This window comes from Pelagicoccus mobilis, assembly GCF_016595505.1.
Lineage (GTDB): Bacteria > Verrucomicrobiota > Verrucomicrobiia > Opitutales > Opitutaceae > Pelagicoccus > Pelagicoccus mobilis.
This window is the reverse complement of sequence record NZ_JAENIL010000010.1, coordinates 124,933-144,910: the sequence shown is the minus strand read 5'-3', so window position 1 is coordinate 144,910 and position 19,978 is coordinate 124,933. Positions and strand designations below refer to the sequence as shown.

The 19,978-nt window shown below is 47.0% G+C and carries 17 protein-coding genes; 3 read left to right on the top strand and 14 right to left on the bottom strand.

The features are described from left to right. Positions 1-1,130: 1,130 nt before the first annotated feature. The 3 genes from JIN87_RS07165 (at position 1,131) to JIN87_RS07155 (ending at position 4,542) form a co-directional block, all read left to right on the top strand. Positions 1,131-1,772 (top strand): VPDSG-CTERM sorting domain-containing protein, encoded by a 642-nt coding sequence (locus JIN87_RS07165; protein WP_200354857.1) that lies wholly within the window; start codon positions 1,131-1,133, stop codon positions 1,770-1,772. Positions 1,773-1,937: 165 nt separating this feature from the next. Continuing rightward, a complete protein-coding gene (locus tag JIN87_RS07160; protein ID WP_200354856.1) occupies positions 1,938-3,068 on the top strand; it encodes a DegT/DnrJ/EryC1/StrS family aminotransferase in 1,131 nt (376 codons plus the stop codon). Positions 3,069-3,105: 37 nt separating this feature from the next. Then, positions 3,106-4,542: a lipopolysaccharide biosynthesis protein gene (locus tag JIN87_RS07155; RefSeq protein WP_200354855.1), complete on the top strand. Its 1,437-nt coding sequence runs from the start codon at positions 3,106-3,108 to the stop codon at positions 4,540-4,542. Positions 4,543-4,579: 37 nt separating this feature from the next. Here JIN87_RS07155 and JIN87_RS07150 read toward each other — a convergent pair whose 3' ends face one another. From JIN87_RS07150 to JIN87_RS07085, 14 genes are all read right to left on the bottom strand, one after another. After that, a complete protein-coding gene (locus JIN87_RS07150; RefSeq protein WP_200354854.1) occupies positions 4,580-5,581 on the bottom strand; it encodes a glycosyltransferase family 2 protein in 1,002 nt (333 codons plus the stop codon). Positions 5,582-5,632: 51 nt separating this feature from the next. Further along, positions 5,633-6,832 carry an ATP-grasp domain-containing protein gene (locus JIN87_RS07145; protein ID WP_200354853.1) on the bottom strand — a complete coding sequence of 400 codons (1,200 nt, stop codon included), beginning with the start codon at positions 6,830-6,832 and terminating at the stop codon, positions 5,633-5,635. Between the two features lie 108 nt (positions 6,833-6,940). Further along, positions 6,941-7,663, bottom strand: a complete 723-nt coding sequence (locus JIN87_RS07140; protein ID WP_200354852.1) for a WbqC family protein — start codon at positions 7,661-7,663, stop codon at positions 6,941-6,943. 200 nt (positions 7,664-7,863) lie between these two features. Further along, entirely contained in the window at positions 7,864-9,387 is a 1,524-nt protein-coding gene (locus JIN87_RS07135) for a lipopolysaccharide biosynthesis protein (protein ID WP_200354851.1), read from the bottom strand. Positions 9,388-9,397: 10 nt separating this feature from the next. Further along, positions 9,398-10,309 carry a polysaccharide pyruvyl transferase family protein gene (locus JIN87_RS07130; RefSeq protein ID WP_200354850.1) on the bottom strand — a complete coding sequence of 304 codons (912 nt, stop codon included), beginning with the start codon at positions 10,307-10,309 and terminating at the stop codon, positions 9,398-9,400. Between the two features lie 23 nt (positions 10,310-10,332). After that, entirely contained in the window at positions 10,333-11,271 is a 939-nt protein-coding gene (locus JIN87_RS07125; protein ID WP_200354849.1) for a glycosyltransferase family 2 protein, read from the bottom strand. Positions 11,272-11,288: 17 nt separating this feature from the next. Beyond that, the gene (locus tag JIN87_RS07120) at positions 11,289-12,206 is read right to left on the bottom strand and encodes a glycosyltransferase family 2 protein (RefSeq protein ID WP_200354848.1); all 918 of its coding nucleotides are present in this window, start codon (positions 12,204-12,206) and stop codon (positions 11,289-11,291) included. Positions 12,207-12,264: 58 nt separating this feature from the next. Further along, on the bottom strand, positions 12,265-13,683 hold the full coding sequence (locus tag JIN87_RS07115) for a hypothetical protein (RefSeq protein ID WP_200354847.1): 1,419 nt from the start codon (positions 13,681-13,683) through the stop codon (positions 12,265-12,267). Between the two features lie 6 nt (positions 13,684-13,689). Then, positions 13,690-15,087, bottom strand: coding sequence for a hypothetical protein (locus JIN87_RS07110; RefSeq protein ID WP_200354846.1), 1,398 nt, complete (start codon positions 15,085-15,087; stop codon positions 13,690-13,692). Then, on the bottom strand, positions 15,080-15,553 hold the full coding sequence (locus JIN87_RS07105; RefSeq protein ID WP_200354845.1) for an acyltransferase: 474 nt from the start codon (positions 15,551-15,553) through the stop codon (positions 15,080-15,082). The genes JIN87_RS07110 and JIN87_RS07105 overlap by 8 nt, the downstream gene beginning before the upstream one ends. 101 nt (positions 15,554-15,654) lie before the next feature. Continuing rightward, positions 15,655-16,914, bottom strand: a complete 1,260-nt coding sequence (locus JIN87_RS07100; RefSeq protein WP_200354844.1) for a hypothetical protein — start codon at positions 16,912-16,914, stop codon at positions 15,655-15,657. Positions 16,915-17,019: 105 nt separating this feature from the next. After that, positions 17,020-17,946, bottom strand: coding sequence for an acyltransferase family protein (locus tag JIN87_RS29025; protein ID WP_200354843.1), 927 nt, complete (start codon positions 17,944-17,946; stop codon positions 17,020-17,022). A 1-nt stretch (position 17,947) separates the two neighbouring features. After that, positions 17,948-18,958: a glycosyltransferase family 2 protein gene (locus tag JIN87_RS07090; protein WP_200354842.1), complete on the bottom strand. Its 1,011-nt coding sequence runs from the start codon at positions 18,956-18,958 to the stop codon at positions 17,948-17,950. 29 nt (positions 18,959-18,987) lie between these two features. Beyond that, entirely contained in the window at positions 18,988-19,941 is a 954-nt protein-coding gene (locus JIN87_RS07085) for a glycosyltransferase family 2 protein (RefSeq protein ID WP_200354841.1), read from the bottom strand. Positions 19,942-19,978 lie beyond the last annotated feature (37 nt).

Here is a 19,978-nt window from a genome sequence, read left to right as displayed (position 1 = left end):
TTTCCTCGTTGGCACTCCTCAAGTGTCAGCCTCCGGCTTCGGTAGGAGGAGCACCAGCGCGACGAAACATCATCTGCTGCTCAGTTCACTGAGCATTATGTTCCGCGGAGCGGATAGAGCGACCGCGGGGAGTGGTGTTCATTAACATCTGCAGCTTTGCTGCCTAGTGCCCTTCGGGCAACATAGTGCCGCTTTGCGGCAGCATGTGATCAGTTTTTTCTTAACCGCTAAACTTACTCAGATTTGGGGTTGGGCAGAAGAATACCTGATGCGAAGCCAACCTGCCCCATTTCGAATTGTTTGTTGTCAGGATGGGCGTTCCGCCCATGCAGGTGTCACTGAAAACGATGGTAGGTTGTGGATGATGGCTGACTACCGATTGCGGATCACCGATTACCGATTGAGCGGATTCGAGGTGTTTTTTAACCGCTAAGTAAGCCAAGGTCGCGAAGCTTGATCGTGTTGTGGAAGCCAACTTTGTCGAGTTGGCGAATCCTCGATTACTGATTACCGATCCGAGCGGCTTGTCACGTCGTAGCGTTCTGCGAAGACGGACTTGTCACGGCACAGCGTTTTGCGAAGACGGACTTGTCACGTCGTAGCTCCACGCGAAGACGGAAGCGAGGTGCTTGATGTTTTTGCCCCTGCAGTTCGACAGGATTTTAGGTTGGGAGTATATTTGTATCCCTCGGATCGTCCGGTCTCTATTCTGGCCCATTCGGGCTGATGTGATCCTCTCGTTCTCAATGTGTGAGTTAATATGCATCTTAAGTCTTTATCAATCAGTAGTTAACGTTTCTAGGTTAACATCGCAGAGCTATGTTTTGCAGGGTGTTAAATAATCTTACAAAATCCTGTAAAACTTCATAAGTCACTGATCAGTAATGGATAAACGGCAATTGGTAATCTCCCTCCGCGGATTTGTAAGAAAACCCTACAGGTCTAGTGGATTGGAATTTCTGAAAGAGAAAAAAGAAATTAATTAAGAAGTTCGTAAGTAACTCTATATCAGTCTATAAACGGTGGTTAGTAGTCGGTAATAACTCTCCTTTTGCCTGTCTTGGCGCGGCTGTTGCATTGTCACAGATCCAAACGCAGAATTTCTAATCCATTCTCAAACAAACTTAATCATGAAAAATACACTCAAAACACTCTTCGCGGTTGCTGCCCTTGGTGTCGCGTCTCTGGCAAACGCTCTCTCTTACAACGGTGAAGTTGAATTACTAGATACTGACCTCGATGGGGATCTGTTCCCTGGTGGCGGTATTTTTGAGGCCAATCCAGTCGGTGGCGATTCATTCTACACGTTCTGCCTTCAGTACGGTGTGGATATCAGCCTACCAGGAACTTATGATTACTCCATCCAGGACAAGACTGGCGGCCTGACAGCCAATTCGAATAATGCTATTTCGAAGGGGACTGCGATACTATACACTAAGTTTGTATTCGGTTCGCTGTTTGATCCAACCGACATTGCCAATGATAACCTTGCAGGTATGTTGCAATTGGCAATCTGGCATCTCGAAGGACAAGGCGCATTCGGTGCTCCAGGAAAGGACGCTCTCGGATTCAACATCTTCGTGGATATGGTTGATGATGTGGCGGGATACTTGGACGACTACTCTGGTGCGGCTGTTAAGGTTTTGGTTTTGACAGACGAAAATGGAAATAACGTACAGAATCAGATCATTTACGTTCCGGATTCCGGCACAACGCTTGCTCTTCTCGGTCTAGGACTTGCAGGACTCGCGGTAGCTCGTCGTCGCCGATAGTCATAGGTCTCTTTAGAATTTCGAAGCGAGCCGCTCTCGAGCTGCTCGCTTTTTGCTGTTTAGATTACGAGCTCAAATTGATCTGATTGTTTGTATTGCATGGATTCGTCAAAGCTTCAGCTTTTAATGAATAGGCCGATTAGGCATCATTAGAGTTAGAATCCAATGCAAGATCTTGAGCCAGCAGCTTTTCAGTTTGTCGTAAACAAACCTTACCTCCCTCCAGTCGAGGAGTATATGAGGTACCTGCGAGAGATTTGGGATCGAAGTCATATCACTAATGGTGGCCCTCTTGTTAAGGGGTTGGAGTTAAGGCTTCAGGAGTTTCATGGGGTGTCGTATCCCATTCGTTGTGTTTCGAATGGTACTCTAGGTCTCCAACTGATTTTCAAGGCGATGGGTATCAAGGGTGATGTGGTCACAACTCCTTTCACTTATATTGCTACCTCCTCTAGTGCTCGTTGGGATGGTTTGCGTCTTAAGTTTGCGGACATTGAGTCGAGCAGTTTGACAATTGATCCCGAAGCTGTGGAAGCTTCCATTGATTCTCGTACCGAGGCGATACTCGCGACTCATGTTTATGGCAATGCCTGTGATGTTGAGGCAATAGAGCGTATCGCTGCCCGCCACTCGATTCCCGTGATCTACGATGCAGCCCACGCGTTTGGGGTAAACTACAAGGGGAGGAGTTTGCTAGAATGGGGCGATGCCAGTATGGTTAGTACCCATGCCACGAAAGTGTTTCACACAGTCGAGGGGGGATTTGTATTGGCGAGGGATCCCAAGGTTGATGAACGTATAGAATGGATGAGGCGCTTTGGGCACAATGGGCCAAACGCTTTTCATGGAGTGGGAATCAATGCCAAGATGAGCGAATTGCATGCAGCGATGGGAGTGTGTATGTTTGAACATATCAACGAGCTCATATCGACCAGGCGGGAGATATGGAGTGTTTATGCGGCTTGTCTTGCTAACTCGGATTTGCCCTTGAACAGGTTGGAGTGGCGAGTGGGCACGGAGCCGAACTGGGCTTACTTTCCAATTTTGTTTGGATCTGAGGAGGTTCTAGTGGCTTGTGTTCAGTATTTGACGGAGCGTGGAGTAAATGCGAGGCGCTATTTTTATCCGAGTCTCGATCAGCTCTCATTTCTTGCTGGATCGACTTTTGACTGCCCGATTGCGAGTTCGGTGGCGGAGCGGGTGCTTTGCTTGCCTTTGTCTGCAGGTATGGCCATCTCTGATGCGGAACTCGTTTGGCGATATGTGGAGCACTTTTTCAAGGAGTTGCACTCTTGAGTCTCGCTTCTGAGCTCCGAAAGAAGCAATAACTTGAATGAGCACGCTCAGTAAGTCTGCTACTGCGGGGGTCTTTTGGAGCTTCGTTGATAGTGCTGGTACACGAGCCGCTCGATTTGTTCTCAATGTATTGCTAGCACGGCTGTTGCTACCTGAACAGTTTGGTTTGATAGGAGCTGTCACTATTTTTGTGAGTACCGCAACCATGCTCGCTGAATCTGGAGTTGGCTCGGCTCTTGTACAGAAGCAGAATCCCAGAGCTGAGGAAATTCGTGCTCTATTTTTCGTTAACCTCCTGTTTGGAGTAGCTTTGTCGCTGTTATTGTGTCTTTGCTCACCTTTGGTGGCGAGTCTTTATCAAGCTCCTGAACTTAGGGAGATGACTCCTTGGATGGCTTTTGTTGTTTTTCTCAGCTCGGTGAGTTTTGTCCCCGCAGCGTTAATGGAGCGAGAGTTGTCTTTTCGTCCTCTTGCTGTAGCCTCGCTTCTTGCCGTGCTGCTCTCCGGGGGCTTGGGTTTGGCGCTTGCATTTTGCGGATATGGAGTTTGGGCCTTGGTGTGGCAACAAGTTGCTGGAACGGGAATTAGGACCTTGATGGTAGTGGCTTTGTGTCCCGACCGAGGACGTTTTCTGCGGGGTGAAGTAAGGTTGAAAGCGGTCAAGGGATACATGCGGTATAGTGGGCACATGTTGTTTGCCGGCGGGTTGAACTCAATTTTTGAAAATGCTTACGGATTGGTCGTGGGGCGACTTTTTGGATTGGACAGCTTGGGGTTGTATTTCAGGGCGAAGGCAATGTATGAGCTTCCATCGCAAGTTCTTTCGAGGGTTGCTATTCGGGTAATGTTTCCGTTGCATTCGAGGTTGCAGGATGATGTCGAGGCCCTGAGGGAAAGCGTGGGAGGGGCGCTCAGGTCTTTGTGCTTTGTTTCGTTTCCGATGACGATAGGGCTGATCGTCGTTGCCGAGCCTTTGGTTGTTTTGCTGTTAACTGAGAAATGGGGTGGGATGGTCATATTTCTGCAGCTCTTCTGTCTAGCGGGAGCGCTTTACCCCTTTCATTTGGTAAATTTGAATGTGCTCAAGGCTCTGGGACGCTCGGATCTTTTCTTGAGGATAGAAATAGCCAAGAAAGTGTTATCGGCCCTGGCTTTGTCTATCACCTGGATGTTTGGGATTGAGGCGATCATCTGGGGGCAGATTTCTGTTTCTGTTTTGTCGCTCTTCGTAAACGCTCATTATGCGAAAACGTTGCTGGGGTATTCGCTGAGTGTCCAGTTTGCTGAGACGTTGCCTTCTGGTCTTGTTTCTTTGATAATGGGATTATCTCTCGTCCTTTTGAAAGGCCAGCTCGACATCGATCATGTTATCACCGTTCCTGTTCTGGTTGCCGCGGGAGGTACTATCTATATTGGCTTGGCTGCAGCTTTGCGATTGAAGGCTTTTGTGGAGCTTTTATCTAGCTGTCGCTAAGTCAGGGCAGGGGGCGGGGGAATGCTTCTGCTCGGTCTTAGCTTCTGGATCGATAGTAGTGTTTTAGCCTTAAAATTAGCTTGGTAAGCTTTCTAATGAGGGGGCGATGCATTGCAGCTATGAGAATTCGGTCAGAGTGTCTTTTGTTCTCTAGTTTGTGGGCGATTTCTAGACCTCTGACGTAGTCATCTTCAAGGATCGCTAACTTGAGTTCTTTGTGAGCTTTGGAATACGAAAGAAGCTCTCTGCGATCTTTTAGTATATTATATTTTTCGGATAAGTATTGAACCATCTCAAGGTTCGAGATCCAAAACTGAAGAACCTTACGCTCGTCTTTGCTGCGGGTCGCAGATTCGTGATTCATTGTTCGAGTGGCGAGCGACTCTTTTGAGAAGTGTATCTTTCCCTTAAGTGAAAGTTCGGCCCAAAGCTGGGTGTCGCCCATTTTGAAATGGCCGCTCGTGTGCAAGAATGGGTCTTCACTTCTAATTTGACGTACCAAATCTAGTCGCGAAAGTGTAGTGCAGGTAAGTATCTGATTCTGGCCGCTTAGTATTTCTGAAATAGACTGATCTTCTTTAATAGAGGAGTTTAGCCGGTTTTTTAAATAGCTTTTGACCGTTTTTTTGGAATGGATATAGTACTCATTATAGTCAGAGCACGTTAGCACGTATTCGGGGTTCGCTTCTAGGAATTCTGTTTGTTTCTGCAGCTTTCGGGGGTCGTGCCAGAAATCATCTCCTTCGCATAGGGCTAGGTATTTACCTCGCAGTGCCGCTAGGGTCCGAGCACTGTTTTTTTTTGCACCTACGTTCTTATCGGACTGGACGACTCTAATTGTGTCAGGGTGCAACTCTTGGTAGCTCCTTACTATTTCTTTCGTTTTGTCAGTTGAACAATCTTCCCCGATTACGAGTTCGTATGGGTAATTTGTTTGCTGGTCTAGGACTGAAACTATCGTTCGTTCGATTGTTTCTTCGTGATTGTAGGCAAGGGTCATTACGCTCACAAGAGGAGCTTTTTTTTGGGGGGGGTGCATGCTGATGGATGGGAGGAATGAATCGAATAGCTATAGTATTTATTTGTCGGGCTATCTGATTTCGAGTTGGACGTTGATGTGCTTATCAATGATGGACATTATTGAATGTGAGTCCTGTGGGCTGTCGAATTTCAGTAGTAAAATTCCGAGGGAATGATTTGCTGATCGGAACGGTTCGACTTGGTCGCCTCTTTTTTTTAGCTGTATATAGTTTGATATGTGTCTGGATAGTTTATCGCTAAAAGTTACTTCCTTTAAGATGCCTGCGTCATTCGTATGCACGGCGTAGTATGCAAGGTTCTGGTCTCGTATGTTTAGTTTGAGGGGGGCAGGCTTGTTTCCGAGTGCGGTTTCGACGCTATTTCCGGCAAAGTCAAATCCTGTGCCAATCGTCGCTAATTCAGGCAATAGATTGCCTCCGGTGCGTGGGCCGATTTCGATGACGATTGGTTCACCTTTTTGGTCTATCAAGAATTCGATGTTCACGCCGCCGGATGAAAAACCAAGCTTGTTCACAATAGTCTCTACTGTATTCAGAACCTTGAGCTGGATTTCCGGTGGCCGTCTAGTGGGAAAAATCATTCCACAGGGAGTGTAAGGAGCTAGCTGGGCGTCGCATAGTTGGTCGCCGAGGAAAGAGGCTAGGCGTTTGCCGTTTTCAATAAAGACTTCGCCGCCTAAGATAGGCCCTATTTTATCAATGAACTCCTCGATGATTACGCTGCCGGATCTAGAAAAACGTATCGATTGGTCGAATGACTCGGATAGTTTATCGGGCGAGTCGATTTTGATAACGCCTTTGCTTCCGGATGAGTCAACGGGTTTTATAATTAATGGGTAGGATAGTTTTTGAACGTCTTTTTCTATTGTTTGAAGGGTTTTTATGGTAACTGTTTTCGGAGTTCTAAATCTGTTCTTCTCCAGGAATTGCCTGAACTTTGATTTGTTTGATAGTATCTCAACGCTTTCGATAGAGTTTCCGGGGAGTTTCAAACCTTGTGCAACACGTGCAGCGGTAATTGCCGCAGGGTCTGATGCGTAGGCAACAATTGCGTCGGCCTGTATCACTTTCGCTAGGCTAAGAACTCCTTCAATATCGGTTGTACTAACGTTGTGGTACTCGTCCGAGTATTTGTGTCCTGGATTGCTAGGGATGTAGTCGCAGGTCACAGCCCGGTATCCTTTTTGTTTGCAGTACTCGATAACGGGTACTTGGTACATGGTTCCTCCTAGTATGAGTACTGTTTTCATTTGGAATATTGTGTACTCTGGCGTTGCGCTACGCTAGCTGCCGCTACTTGCTCCTGTTTCTTCAGGGGTGTGCACATACGGCGAGTTTGTTATTAGGCTTAGTTTTTCCTAGATGCCTTGGCTCCTGACGAGCTTGTAGTCGCTAACCAGCTTCATGCAATCAGCTCGTGAATTAAACATTAGGACATCGAGTATCGAGAGTTTCGCCTCGAAATCAAAGGGCCCCTGTTGGTATGTCCTGGCTGATGGTCTAAGAAATACCAATTGAATGCCTCTCTTGGCGAATTCGTTTGGATCGAGGAAGCCGATGGAGTTGCTGGAGGCGACGTACGATCTCGCTCCGATTTGGTTGCAAATCTCTACGGCCCACATGTTTGCCGCAGTGTTTAGGGGTGGCTTCTTTTCGAAGTTGGAAAAACGTACTGGGTTGAATGGGATTTCGAGGTAATCGCAGATTGTGGCTAGGATATGTTCGTTGAGGCTGGTTAGTTTGGGGTGCGGGCAACTAAATGCACGGGCGGCTAGAGAAATTGTTTCGTCGTAATTTTTCGCGACTTTGCGGTAGTGCCAGAGTTTTCTGAGCAGCTCCTCTTTCAAGTCGTGTCCAGAAGCGACTTTTATTTCGTTAAAAGGGGTGCTTTGGGAATGTTTCTGAACGGGAACGGTGATCCACTGTGGTGTTCCGTCTGGTTTCAGGACTCGATTCCTGTTGTACCAAGATTTACGAACATACTGAGGTGTGTCGAAAGATATCCACTCCGAGGAGGCGTGGATTAATGAATAGTAGTCAAGATAGGGGAAAAAGAACGGCTGTTGGATTGCGAGGGGCATGCTGGACGGGTAGGATGTTTTTTTTTGGGGGGGCTCTAATGTCGGGCGCCAGGACGATTAATGGGGATAAATATTTCTTAGCTTATTGAGGTTTAATTGCGAATTTCAATGTTCGTTGAACATTATGACCGCTTTTGTTGAGGTAAGATATATACATATGATATGCAGGAGACTCATTCTCTGCCTATTTTCGGTGTCCCTTACTTCCTTTTTAGTTTCGATTTTGCTATGGACACTGCACTTCGAAGTGTGTCGATTGTGAAAGTTCGCGAACTTTTGAACAAAAAAACAACACACGCGTAGAAGGCCGTAGCGATTGAGGACTTGGCGATTGCCGTTAGCACGATGTTCTCGATGGGTAATGACCTTGTGGTAAGGAAAGTAAAGATTACTGCAGTTAAACTTGCTAAGACATAAGGGGTTACTGAATGTACTGTTTTTCTTGTAGATATATTTACAGTTTTTGAGCAATATATCATCATAGCAGGTGCTCTTATGAGTAAGCTGGATATGGCGAATCCGGCTGCCACGCCAGTTGCTCCCCATGGGAGTCCAGAGGTGATGCCAACTACAATAATAAGGCTGCTGAAAATCTGCCAGTATATAAGTTTTTTGCTGTTACCTGTTGCGGCCATTAGGTTCCAAAGGAGGGAGAAACATGGCTCTATAATGCCAAAGAAAGCCAGTATAGATATTATGGGGGCGGCAGGAAGCCAGTCGCTGCCAAGCATGATCGAAACGAGCTCTTCCGATGCTGTTATGCATATGGTAGCGATGATACTGCCGGACAGTGCTAGGGTCGATAGGGCTTTTGTTACGGCTGCTTCGAGTGCCTTGGAGTCGTCGGATTTTCGTGCGAAGGCGGGGAGAACTGCACTCATAATCGGGTTCATGACCTGGCTCAGCGGTTTTGCAATGAGGTGTTGGGCTCGATTGTACAGACCGACCTCGGTAGCCCCTTTGAAGTATCCAAGCAGGACGCTGTCTAGATTTCTGGCTCCGTACCCTATGAGGCTGCTGAATGTCAGCTGGCCTCCGAAAGTGACGAGGTCTCGGGTTCCTTGTTTTCTTTGTGGCAGGGAAGGTCGCCATTTGCAACCGAGCCAGAGAAAAGCGGTGTTTGCGATGGCGGTAGAAGTAGCCATTACTAGCAGGGCGAAGGGGCCGTATCCGCGGTGGGCTGCTATTATCCCAGCAGTGCATCCAATTGTGATGCTCATTAATTCGATGACAGCGATTCTAAAAAAGTTCATTTTCCTCTTTAGGATCGCAAGGTGCTGTGCGCCAATGCACGAGATTGGAGTTAGAATAGCGAAGCCGATTACGAGACCCTGCAGATCATTTCGGCCATAAAAAAGGGCTATTGCTGGTGTTGCGCACATTATCAGGGTCATTGCCAGAAGTCCTGCACTTGTGTTTAGCCAGAAAAGATTCGATATCTGTTGATGAGTGATTTCCGGCCTTTGTATTGTTGCCATCGAGAGGCCCATATCCTTGATGACAATGACTATACTGAGCAACGATGCAACCATCGCAAACTGACCGTATTCTGCTGGGGTTACTAGCCGCGCGAGAATTACGGTACAAGTTGTCTGTATCAGTAGCTTAAAGCCTTGCCCCGTAATGTTTACCAATGATCCATTGATGGTGCGCTTGGTTAGGCTGACCGTGGGGTCATTGTCTGGGGTGAGGTTGTACGGTTCTCGAGGACCGGAATTTGGCATGCTAAACAACCTATGGTTTCTGGTTTTGTGTGATCGTTGCTTTATGCCAGTCACGAATACTGTGTTGGTACACGGCCTCTAGTTTCGAGTATCCCGTTTGGTGGATGTGGACTTCTTTATCTAGCAGTGTGGCTAGGATCATGCAGTGAAGTCTGTTTGTGTGTACTCGCTTTGCCCTTCGAACTAACTCTAGGAAGCTCTGGAAGTCATATAAGGATGCATCGTGAGTTTGGGTTGGAGCATCAGGGTGCTGCTGGGCAATAGATCGTGCGGTTGCCTGTCTTGCTCGTCGCAGAAACTTGCGATCGAACGGCTCATTGAATGGTCGAGGTATCAGTTTTGTAAACAGAGGTGGTTCCGTATATGATTCGTGGTCGTTGCGGAGGCATATAAGGGTGTATTCTTCTGTCGCAGATACCCGATGGTCGTGGAGCCAGTCTGCTTTCATTAGGTAGAACGCGGGGTCATGACTAAGCCCGATGCTCTTGGTGGACCCACTAGTGGCGGATTTGAGGTTCTGGTAGCTGGCAGGGTCGCGTGCGAACGCCGCAGCCAGTTGGGGGGTGTCTTTTATGAGTTCCCGCCATCCGAAAGAGCCTCCTTGGAAGGTGGCGGGGCCAACCACAAATTCCTTGTCCGGCCACTGAGTCCAGCATTCCTTCCAGGTGGCAATGTTTGTTTCCCACATGGTTGGGTTTCCTCCGGGCCATAGTATTACATCTGCGTGTAGTGGATTTAGCGTTTGCTGTATGCCTAGTGCGCTCAGAAGTTCGACTGTTCCGAGGTGTATTAAGGAATCGCCGCTGTTTCCTATGTAGGATTTAACATAGACGGTTTTATCCCCTAGTGTAGTCAAATATAAGAGGTATGGATCCGTTTCGGCGTAGGCTGGAGGGTTTTCGAAAAGGTCTTTCGTAGACATTGATTTATATGCGTTACGGCTCGTTATCGTAATTGAGATAATCCGCGCAGATTGTATCGGCGTGTTTGGTTTTTGATCGAGGTATAGGATTTTAGCTTATTTATTTGTACGTGATATGACATCTCCCATTCAGGGCAAGAGGCGTCGCCCCTCCGGTTGACGCTTGTTATTGAAGAGCGGAGGATAAGTTTTAGGTGTGCGTAGAGTTGTCTCAACCGTGAGAAGGTGTATCTTTTGTGTAGCCAGTGGTGCTCTAAATACGCTACGGAAGCTCCTCTTCGTATTGCTTGATCGATCCACTTGTTTCTATCGAGGCGGCTCAGGTCTGGGTAGTGGATCGCTTGGGCATTCTCTGCGAGGTGGATGGTATATCCAGCCTCGACCAACTGCATGGCGAATAGTTGCTCTTCGCAGAAACCCAAAGCTCCTGCGCCAAGAGATTCGTCGAATTGCGGAACTTTTTGAAGCACTCGGCGATGGAACGCCATGCTGGCTCCAATAAGCCATTTGTTGTTTGGTGAGTCGCTGGTAGGAGATGCGAGCCAGTGGAAATGAGTCTCGGTCATCCATGGACGAATCAAATGCGGAGCTAGCGTGATGCGGCCTCTTGCGGCATCGGCTGCTCCCAAACGAATTGGGCCAGTCAGATTGCAGAGCCAATCTGCCTCAGGGGCAACGTCGTCGTCGGTAAAAACGATAATGTCGGATGTGCTGTTCCTTAACCCCGTATTGCGAGCTACACTCAAGCCTGGTTTGGGCTCGTGCACGCAACGCACGTTAAGCTCTTCGCTCTTGAAATCGCGAACCAACGTTTCGTAGAGCGGTTCTGAAGAATTGTCGATAATCAGCAGTTCCGCTTCGCAGCCTGGGGAAACTCGCAGGCTGGATATATTCTCTAGGGTTTTGCTTAATGAGGCAGTGTTGTCTCTTGAGCAGATGATGACAGTGATTGTGCAATTCATCTCTTGGGGTTCCCACGTCAATCTATCGGGATGTATTTCGCGTTGGGCCAGTACGGCGACTTTTGTTGTAATTTGCTAATTGCATCGATCATGAAAATCAGTGCTCGTCCAAGTAGTTTGGTGTGAGTGCGAGTCGAATCTAGTGCCGTTAGGGCTTTGGATTCCCAGAGCGTTTTCGCAAGTGAACGGCGGAGCTGCCTATGGTCTCGTTCTGTTTTGTAGGCGATATCGTCGATAAGGAGCTGATATACTCGCTTCTTTGCCTTATTGTGCGCTTTCTTGTCTTTCATAGCGAGTACACCAATGCCATCGGTGCTGTTATCCTTGATTGTCAGCGGGCTGTTAACAATTCCCCAAGGACCGAGTTTCGCTAGTCTGACCGCAAGATCGTAGTCTTCGAGGAGTCGTATTTCTTCACGGAATCCTCCGGACTCGATAAAGGCTCTTTTTCTGATTGCTACTACTTGGTTGAAGAGCACGAATCTAGTTGCTAGTACCTCGTGTGGGTTGAGCCACAGCGCTTGATTTGAGTCGAAGCTAATTTTTGCATTTTGAAAGGATGTTCTCGCCCCGATGCCCGAGGTCGAATCACATATACAGCAAGGAACGTTGCTGTGGACCTTCTGCAAAAGGACTACTTGTTCTTCGATTTTAGTCGGTAGCCAGTTGTCATCTGAGTCAAGGAATGCGAGAATTTCTCCGGAGGCAATTTTCGCCCCCAAGTTTCTAGCGGCTGATGGTCCTGCATTTTTCTGCTTTTTGTATATGAGATTGGGCTCCGCTAGTGAGTTGATCAATGACTCTGTGTTATCGGTCGAACCGTCGTCGATTACTATAATTTCGATATTATCGTATGTTTGTCTTTGGATGCTTTTGATGGCACTCAGAACAGAGCTCGCACGATTGTATGTTGGTATTATTGCAGATACTCGCATCGGGTTGTTTGTATAGTGGAGGGCAGTGAAGATTACTGAGAGCGCACCGCGATAATGGTTACTTCAACTTGGTGATTCTCTTTTTGATGATGTTCTTTATTTTTCTTGGTATTAATGAAGTAATTCCCCTTGTGTTTTTACAAAAAGGGAACGTGCCCACTGCTGGCCAGAGTTCTTTTGCCAAATCTTCGAGTAGCAGCCCGCCGATTTGCGTTTTTATAGGCATGCTACAAATCGTTTCTACTAACCTCCTTGAGCAAAATAAACTTGTTGGTTGATAAAATAGGGATGATGCGTTTTCGCCTGGTCCCATCCATCGGCCTCCCCGCTGTTCGAGGTACATTAGATTGTAAACGAAGGTTGGCCTTAATCCAGTGGGGACTGTGTTGAGCCAATCGACGACGCCTTCTTTAATGCAGGGCGGCTTGGCGATGAATTCTTTTAGTAGTGCGGACACTTTCACCGAATTTGGGTTTTTGTTGTGCCAAAAAAAAGATTTAGTTATCGCACCTAGGTTTCCGCTGATGTGGATGAAGTTTTCGGTGGATAGCTGCTTGCAAGTTGATGCAACTTCCCGTCTTGCGCCGATGGCTAGTCCTGCGGATATTTCGTCGTAAAAAGAAAGCGTTTCGGCGTCGTTCTCTTTGACCGGTATGACAAGATGATTAAGTTCAGCGATGGATGTCAGGGATTTGGGTATCTCGACATCGCACGATTTGATGCTAGGTGAAGCGAGCGTGAATGTCGTTATGGAATGTGCGTGGTCTACCATGCTTGCTAGATTGACTCTACTGTCTCTACCGCCAGTGAGTGACACCAATACTTTTCCCAGTCCAACGTAACTGCTTGCTGATTGCTTGAGTATTGAGCAGCATTGCTGAACCCCTTCTTCGTGGGAAAGTTCGCCGCAGTCGCGAGTTGGCCAGAAACGCTCGATTGTGCCAGTTTTTAGATTGAGAACGTGGTTTGCGAGGAGATACTTGACACCGATGAATGGGGTTGTTGATCCGGTGTACCAGTCGTCCGTGTCTCTAAAGTCGAATGAATCGACGACGGTATTGTCATATTGAATGTCGGAGAGGAGGTTTATTGATGAGCCAGCTTCGCCGTCTTTATAGTACGTGCCCATCATACCCCCTGGGTCAGTAAGTATATAGTCAGTTTCCTCGGTGGAGAACACAACTGCATAATAGCCGGCTAGATTTATCGTTTTATTTATAGCATCGTTCAGAGTCGACGCATCCGATAGGTCAATTCTCTGGTTTGGGCGAGTGTCGTCAATAGCTACACCTAAGACTGCAATTGTCCTCATCTCGCTCGTATGTATTTGGATGCGTAGATCTCGGTGTGTTAATAGATTGTTTCCGCTTTTTAGGGGGGTTTTGATCCACAAGTCTGAATCGACGCTAGGTTTTCTGTTGATGACCCATTGTCTCCTAAATCTCAATTCGGATTTTCTCACACTTCTTTTGCTCATCGTAATTCAGTTCACGGTTTCGAGGTTCGAAGGGTTTTCCGGAGGCTCGGTGTGGCGGTATAGGAGCCACATGTCGCTGATAAAGTTTGAGCCGGTGTTGCCTGAGCTTGGGGTGATGGAGTAGTCAGCTTCCTCGATAAGTGGTAGGAATTCTTCTGGTTTTTCATTCATCCACCTGTCGGCGTACGCTATGGCAGCGTCGTCATTCCAGAGCTCGGTCTTGTTTAGGATCTGCGCACACAAAATCATACCAATGTGAGGATGACTGTCGCAACAATGTCTGTATCTCTCACTTTTTCCGCCTCCTCCATTGTCTGCTAGGTGCCATTCAGACGGGTGGAGGTGCTCGTATTCTGAGTTGCCTATTTGCTTCCGAAAGAATACCGTTTCACCTGAGTAGGTTTGCCCAGGAGGAACTATTTTGGATTCGATAGTGGACTTTTTATCTTTCCAGAAGTAAAACAATTTTTCTGTTCGCCCAGGTGTTTTGTTTCTGTCTTCAATGAAGACGTTTTGCATGCTCTCATCGTTAAGAAGGAGGCCTGTGAATATCACTGGCCACTTAAAGAATGATGAATCGCCATATCCCTCTGTTGAGGTATGGTACATGTCTATTCCCATTTGGATGTAGCGTATTAAGAAATCATCTGTTGCTTTATCTGTAAGTGCTAGACTACTCGCCTCGCTCAGGAACATCCCAACGTATTCGTGGTAATTTTTCATGTTTTCAATTGGATGCATCCTTCTGCATGTCCAGCCTGAAAGGTGGGTAAGCCAAGGCCTCTCAAGGCCCCTCGAAAGGTACTCTATCTTGTCTCCGGTAATCAAGGGAGAAGGAAGTTTTGGCAGGATTGACATTCCTATGTCAGAGAATCTGTATATCTTCTTGTTTTTGCCTACGAGAGGGGGGCGAAATGAGTCTTTCGGTGGTGCTTCGGCTAGTATCGTCAATACAGCGGCAGTCTTCAGCGCGGCTTGTGATTTTGAAATACGATCTGAATTCCAAGTGGGGTAGTAGTATCCGTTCTTTTGGTCTGAATCCGTTAGGCTTACCGTTGATACTAGGGAGTTGCCTGCCAATACTACTGTTGGGAAATTGAGGGTATCGTTAGTGTCGTAGTTTAGTATTGAATTGTCGTATCCTTGTGTGCCACCCACTTGTGGGTTGAGCATAGATCCGTTTTTGTTGTTTTCTGGTTTGGGTGAAACTGACTGTATCTGAATTCCGGATTCAGGTGCTATAACATAGTAGTCCCCGTTGATAAACTTGCCTACTTGGTGTTCTTCAGAGAAGTTCCACGTAATCCCGTATTGCGTGATTGAAGTAGCAGTAGTATCTTGCCCGTTGGTGGTCCATGATATTAGTGCTGATATGAAAATTGTATATAAACTTTTACTATTCATGATTGATTTCGTCTGTTTTTATTTTTTTCACAACTCTTGCTGGTGAGCCAGCGGCGATGTGGTAGTCTGGAATGTTTGATTTTACAACGGAGTTGGCTGCTATTACGCAATTGCGTCCGATGGTGACTCCGGGGCAAATTACACTACTCTGACCTATCCAGGAGCCGCTGCCTATTCGTACGGGAGAGGGCTTTGTTATTCCTTGGTTTTTTATTGGGATTGATTCTAATTTGTACTCATGCGAGTGGTCAGATATGTATACGTATCTGGCTATGAGGACCTGATCCTCTATTGTTACATCGCTTGCTGCGGTGATGGTGCAATGGCCGGATATGCATACATTTTCTCCAATGTTGATTGTTGTCCCTCGGTGTATCGTTTTGCCAGTCTTTCCCGGGATTGCGGCAATCCAACTGTCGCTTCCGATAAAACTGTCTTTCTTTAGGCTTATGAACTGTCCTCCCATTATTCGAACAGGGGATTCGATTGCTGCTTTAAGTCCTATATGGTGAAAGGAGCGAGTTACGATCTTGGTGTGGATTTTAGTTTTTAGTCGTCGGATCCAGCTCATTGCGAATTAGTTATAATTTTGCTTCTGTCTTGTGCTGTTAAAATTGCTGGTACCATTGCTATAGATATGTAAAAAAATACATATATTTGGTCATAGTAGGAGATTGTAAGGAAGGTTATTGCGTGGGTTGTTACCGTTGCTGTCAATATCCATGAGATGTAGCTAGTTTTGTCTTTGTAGTTAATGCCAATGCTTGCTAGTTGTGTAATGGCTTTATAGTTGATGAATGCGAGGATCAGTGCAGCAGGCATTCCTGCGATGACTCCGAGGTGGATGTAGTAGTTGGTTAAGTCGCAGTGGTTTGGTATGGATGGTAGGCTGTAGGGCATCCAGTTGGCTGTGTAGTCTGTGCCTATTAGCCACCAATCTTTGAGGTGCAAGAAGGCTTGGTCGATTAGTCTAGAACGGTGCCAGCCTGTGGAGCCTCCGACGATGTCAACGAGTGCAATGAGGTACCAAATTGGCCTCTCTTTGACAAAGTGAAGTATGACGAGCAAAACGGTTCCCGTCCAAATTAATCTCTTACAGTGCTTTCTATGTTTATAGAGCAGTGTGATAGTAACTAATATGAATGCTGCTCCGAAAGGGGTGCTTGAGGCTGAAGCTAACATTATCGATATGCACGAGCAAGCTGCTACTATCGCAAGTTTTCGGTTGCCTTTCCAGAGGATGAATACTGATGCTAGGTTTAGGGCTCCGACCGTTCCGGTTAAAATAGGGGTTCCGAAGGGACCGGCGGCTCTTATTTTTCCTAGACGTTGTATAGAATCAGTGAGGCGTGCTCCAACTATTGTGTAGTAATTGCTTCCCGCTGCGGACTCCATGAGTAGCAGGATGGCAAAAGGGATTAGGACTATTGTTGTTGCCTTGAAGTAGTTATAGATGTCGTCAGTTGTTCTGATGTAGATGCGGCCATAGAAGTAGGTTGCAGTTATGTTCAGGATGAGCCCCATTCTGTACTTGAATGGGTTTCCGTATGCATGGTCGTGCCCGATTCCGCTTATGAGCAGTACAGCCCCCATTATTATGATGAGCTTGTCAATTTGTTGCTTTTCTTGAAATAGCGATGGAACTAGGGAGAAACTGCGGATTATTCCTGCCACGAGAACGAATCGAACTGTTGTGAAATCTGCTATGTTGGGTATGTGCGAGGTGTGTATTGCGGCAATTAGAAGTGGTACGAATGCCCATTTTCTTTTGATTGAAAACTGAAGAATAACTAGGGCTAAAGTGATAAAAATGGCTGGTCCGTTCATCTTTTTTACAGTGAAAGTGTCGCTAGAGTTTGACCGGCTAGATCCTTTAGTTTGGAAGAGGTGCTTTTCTAGTCACTATATTATTTTTAGAACTATTACAGCAGGCTAGGTTATAAGCAGACGAAGCTTGGTTTTTGATAAAATGTAGGCTCCGAGGAATGAAAGGATTGCAGAGAATGCGAAGACTGCTGCAAAGTTAGAGCTCGCGCTTGGAACTACTTTGTTTAACGCTTTAATGTAGATTGAGTGAGTGACGTAAACCCCTAGGCAAAGGGAGCTGATTTGATAGATTTTTGCGGATTTGAATTTTTCTAACGAAAATGCTATTGCTGTTGCGCTGGTAGCGATGGTGTAGGTCGTAGTTAGGCTTGGTGCTAGAAGGGTGCAGGACAACGCTGTGAATGCTGTGAGTGAAGCTGTCGGTATTGTTTTCTGTTTTTTGAATTGTGTCAGCTCGTAAGTGATTAGGGCTAGTGGAATGCTGGGGAGTGCACGGAGCCATTGGGGCCATGGCGTTTGGGTTGTCGCTTTGAGTGTGCTGTATAGTGTTAGGAGTAATAAAGTTGATGCACTATAAAACGCGATTCTGATTGCAGAATTAGTCTTTGATAAAGAGCGTATTATTGGAAAGATTGTTATCGATGTGATAAGGATAAAAGGGAAGAACCAGAGCCCGATCCATGGACCTGTTAGGATATTGTTTACGATTCCGTGAGATTGCGGAAATAATGGTTTTTGTGTTGAAATGTTTATTATAAGGTAAGCAGTGAACCAAAACAGCCAAGGGTTTGAGATTCTTGTGATTCTTTTACTATAGTAGTCTCTTGCTGATGTTTTGTTGGCAGATTTAGATTGAAAGACGATAGAGATGATAATGAAGCAAATTAGTCCTGAGTGTGAAATGTTTTTGTAAGGACTTTGATCTATGTGGAAGAGCAATATAAATAGAGCGGAGATGATTCTCAGAACTTCGATTGAACCTTGTCTGGCTTTTATGGCTTGCTGTTTGCATGTTGTGCTGGAAATGTTCACATTATTTGATTGTTTTGTCGGATATTGACCAAGTTAATACTGCTTTCCATTTCTGAAAGGAGGGTGTGCAACGTGTATTCTTTTGTGTGAAAATGCACATTAGTAAGACAAGTAAACAGCGAGTTAATGCACTGATAGCTTGCCCGAGTTGATACAGCTTTGCTTTCAGAGGGCCATTGTTGGAAAGCATGTATTGTTTGAGTGCTTGGCGCATCGCTGTAGTAGAGAATTCACTAATTTGCTTGTTGGAACTTCCCCCTCCATGGTGGGTGACCTCAGTATCGGGGATGTGATAATTGAGCAGACCGGCGCGACGAATCTGTAGGCAGAGGTCCATGTCTTCGGCGTACATGAAGTAGGCGGGATTGAAGCCACCGACGGATTTGAATGTTTCGGTGTGCATAAACATGAAAGCCCCGCTGACGGCTTCCACAGAGGTTGGCGGGTCTCGAAAATAGGCTGGGTATGTGCCCCAGAGTTTGGACTTTGGGAAGTGCTTTTGCAGGAATTCGCTACCGAGGGCCTGGTTGAGGGGAGTAGGGGCGGCTTGCACGCTACTGTATTGCAGGTTGCCGTCGGTGAGGAGCAGACGGGGGCAGAGGATACCGGCTTGAGGCAACTTTCGATGCCAAGTGATCATCTTGTCGATGGTTGGGGCAATGAACTCTGTGTCGGGATTTAGAAGAAGTAGGTAGTCGGAGGTTGCTTGCTCTACCCCGAGGTTGTTGCAGCGTCCAAAGCCTATGTTTTCGGGGGACTGGATGAACTGTACGTAGGGGAACTCTGATCCGAGAAGCTGCTCGATGCCGTCGTAGGAAGCTCCGTCGACGACTATGATTTGCAGATCTTCGATTGTTTCGTGTTTTTCCAGTGATCTAAGACAAGCTGCGATGTAATCCTTGGAGTTCCAATTTACGATGACGATGGAAGCTTTGGGGCTGGCTGCGCTAGATCGGTGATCTGTGGTCGATAATCGCGGATCGGGAACGGAACTGTGTGGTTGGTCTGACACGAGAGAATGAAATGGCTAATCGCTGATTACTAATTGCTGGTCCGCGATCCGAATAGGCGTCGGAGTTGTTCTTGGCGGATGTAGTTTACCACGTCTTCGGGGACGATTCTGGTGTTTCGTTTCAGGGCTGCTACGAGGTAGCCGTAGAACCAGGCGAGAGAGGCGAGGAAGTAGGGGCGCTCTCGTAGGACGCGTGAGCTGCATTTAACGACTTCGAAGAAGGGATGGTAGCCAGCGGCGTAGTCGCGGGTGCCCATCTGGTATTTTCTTCTTAGAGCTCCCCCTTGAGAGATGTTGCGAGGTTTGTGGTGATCGACAACGAGGTCTGTGCACAGTCTGGTCTCAAAACCGGACATGCGAGCCATTGCGGCGGTCATGCCGTCCCAACCACCCTCAGGGATTGGGATGAGACCGCCGATGGATTCGAAACACGAGCGCCGGAAGAATTGCACCGCGCCGGGGACTTCCTGCTTGTTACGGGGGAATACGTCACGAGGTGTGCCGATGTCAATTACGACGCCGCCAGCGAGTCCTAGCTGGGGGCTTTCCTCAAATTTCGATTTCAAACGTTCGAAATAGTCTGACTGAAATGTGACGTCTGCATCGAGTAGCCCGAGATATTGGTAGTTTTTGCATGAGAGGCTACGGATGCCTGTCTCAGTGTTTGTAACGACGCGAGCGAAGCCCTTTTCTTCGTTATCTTCGATACGCAGTAACTTCAGCCAAGGGTGCTGTTTGGCGTATTCTTTGACGATCTCATCGGTACGATCGGATGAGCGATCGCTGACGATGATCCACTCGGCTGGCTTGTGACTCTGAGCGATAACGGACTCGATCGTTTTGTAGATGAGTGCTTCTTCGTTGTAGGCAGGTGTGACCAGAACGTAGCTGGCTACGCCAGATCGGTGATCTGGAATCGGTGATCTGGAATCAGTGATCTGTGATGGGTGATCGGACGCTGGGCTGTCGGGTTGGTTTTGCACTGGGAAGACGGATGGCTGATGATGGATCTGATTTGAT

What these genes read in the sequence shown, in the direction of transcription:
- JIN87_RS07165 (WP_200354857.1), top strand. Translation starts at nt 1,131, where the DNA reads ATGAAAAATACACTCAAAACACTCTTCGCGGTTGCTGCCCTTGGTGTC.
- JIN87_RS07100 (WP_200354844.1), bottom strand. Translation starts at nt 16,914, where the DNA reads ATGAACGGACCAGCCATTTTTATCACTTTAGCCCTAGTTATTCTTCAG.
- JIN87_RS07115 (WP_200354847.1), bottom strand. Translation starts at nt 13,683, where the DNA reads ATGAGCAAAAGAAGTGTGAGAAAATCCGAATTGAGATTTAGGAGACAA.
- JIN87_RS07125 (WP_200354849.1), bottom strand. Translation starts at nt 11,271, where the DNA reads ATGAATTGCACAATCACTGTCATCATCTGCTCAAGAGACAACACTGCC.
- JIN87_RS07145 (WP_200354853.1), bottom strand. Translation starts at nt 6,832, where the DNA reads ATGAAAACAGTACTCATACTAGGAGGAACCATGTACCAAGTACCCGTT.
- JIN87_RS07160 (WP_200354856.1), top strand. Translation starts at nt 1,938, where the DNA reads ATGCAAGATCTTGAGCCAGCAGCTTTTCAGTTTGTCGTAAACAAACCT.
- JIN87_RS07155 (WP_200354855.1), top strand. Translation starts at nt 3,106, where the DNA reads ATGAGCACGCTCAGTAAGTCTGCTACTGCGGGGGTCTTTTGGAGCTTC.
- JIN87_RS07135 (WP_200354851.1), bottom strand. Translation starts at nt 9,387, where the DNA reads ATGCCAAATTCCGGTCCTCGAGAACCGTACAACCTCACCCCAGACAAT.
- JIN87_RS07120 (WP_200354848.1), bottom strand. Translation starts at nt 12,206, where the DNA reads ATGCGAGTATCTGCAATAATACCAACATACAATCGTGCGAGCTCTGTT.
- JIN87_RS07105 (WP_200354845.1), bottom strand. Translation starts at nt 15,553, where the DNA reads ATGGGAGGACAGTTCATAAGCCTAAAGAAAGACAGTTTTATCGGAAGC.
- JIN87_RS07130 (WP_200354850.1), bottom strand. Translation starts at nt 10,309, where the DNA reads ATGTCTACGAAAGACCTTTTCGAAAACCCTCCAGCCTACGCCGAAACG.
- JIN87_RS07110 (WP_200354846.1), bottom strand. Translation starts at nt 15,087, where the DNA reads ATGAATAGTAAAAGTTTATATACAATTTTCATATCAGCACTAATATCA.
- JIN87_RS07150 (WP_200354854.1), bottom strand. Translation starts at nt 5,581, where the DNA reads ATGCACCCCCCCCAAAAAAAAGCTCCTCTTGTGAGCGTAATGACCCTT.
- JIN87_RS07140 (WP_200354852.1), bottom strand. Translation starts at nt 7,663, where the DNA reads ATGCCCCTCGCAATCCAACAGCCGTTCTTTTTCCCCTATCTTGACTAC.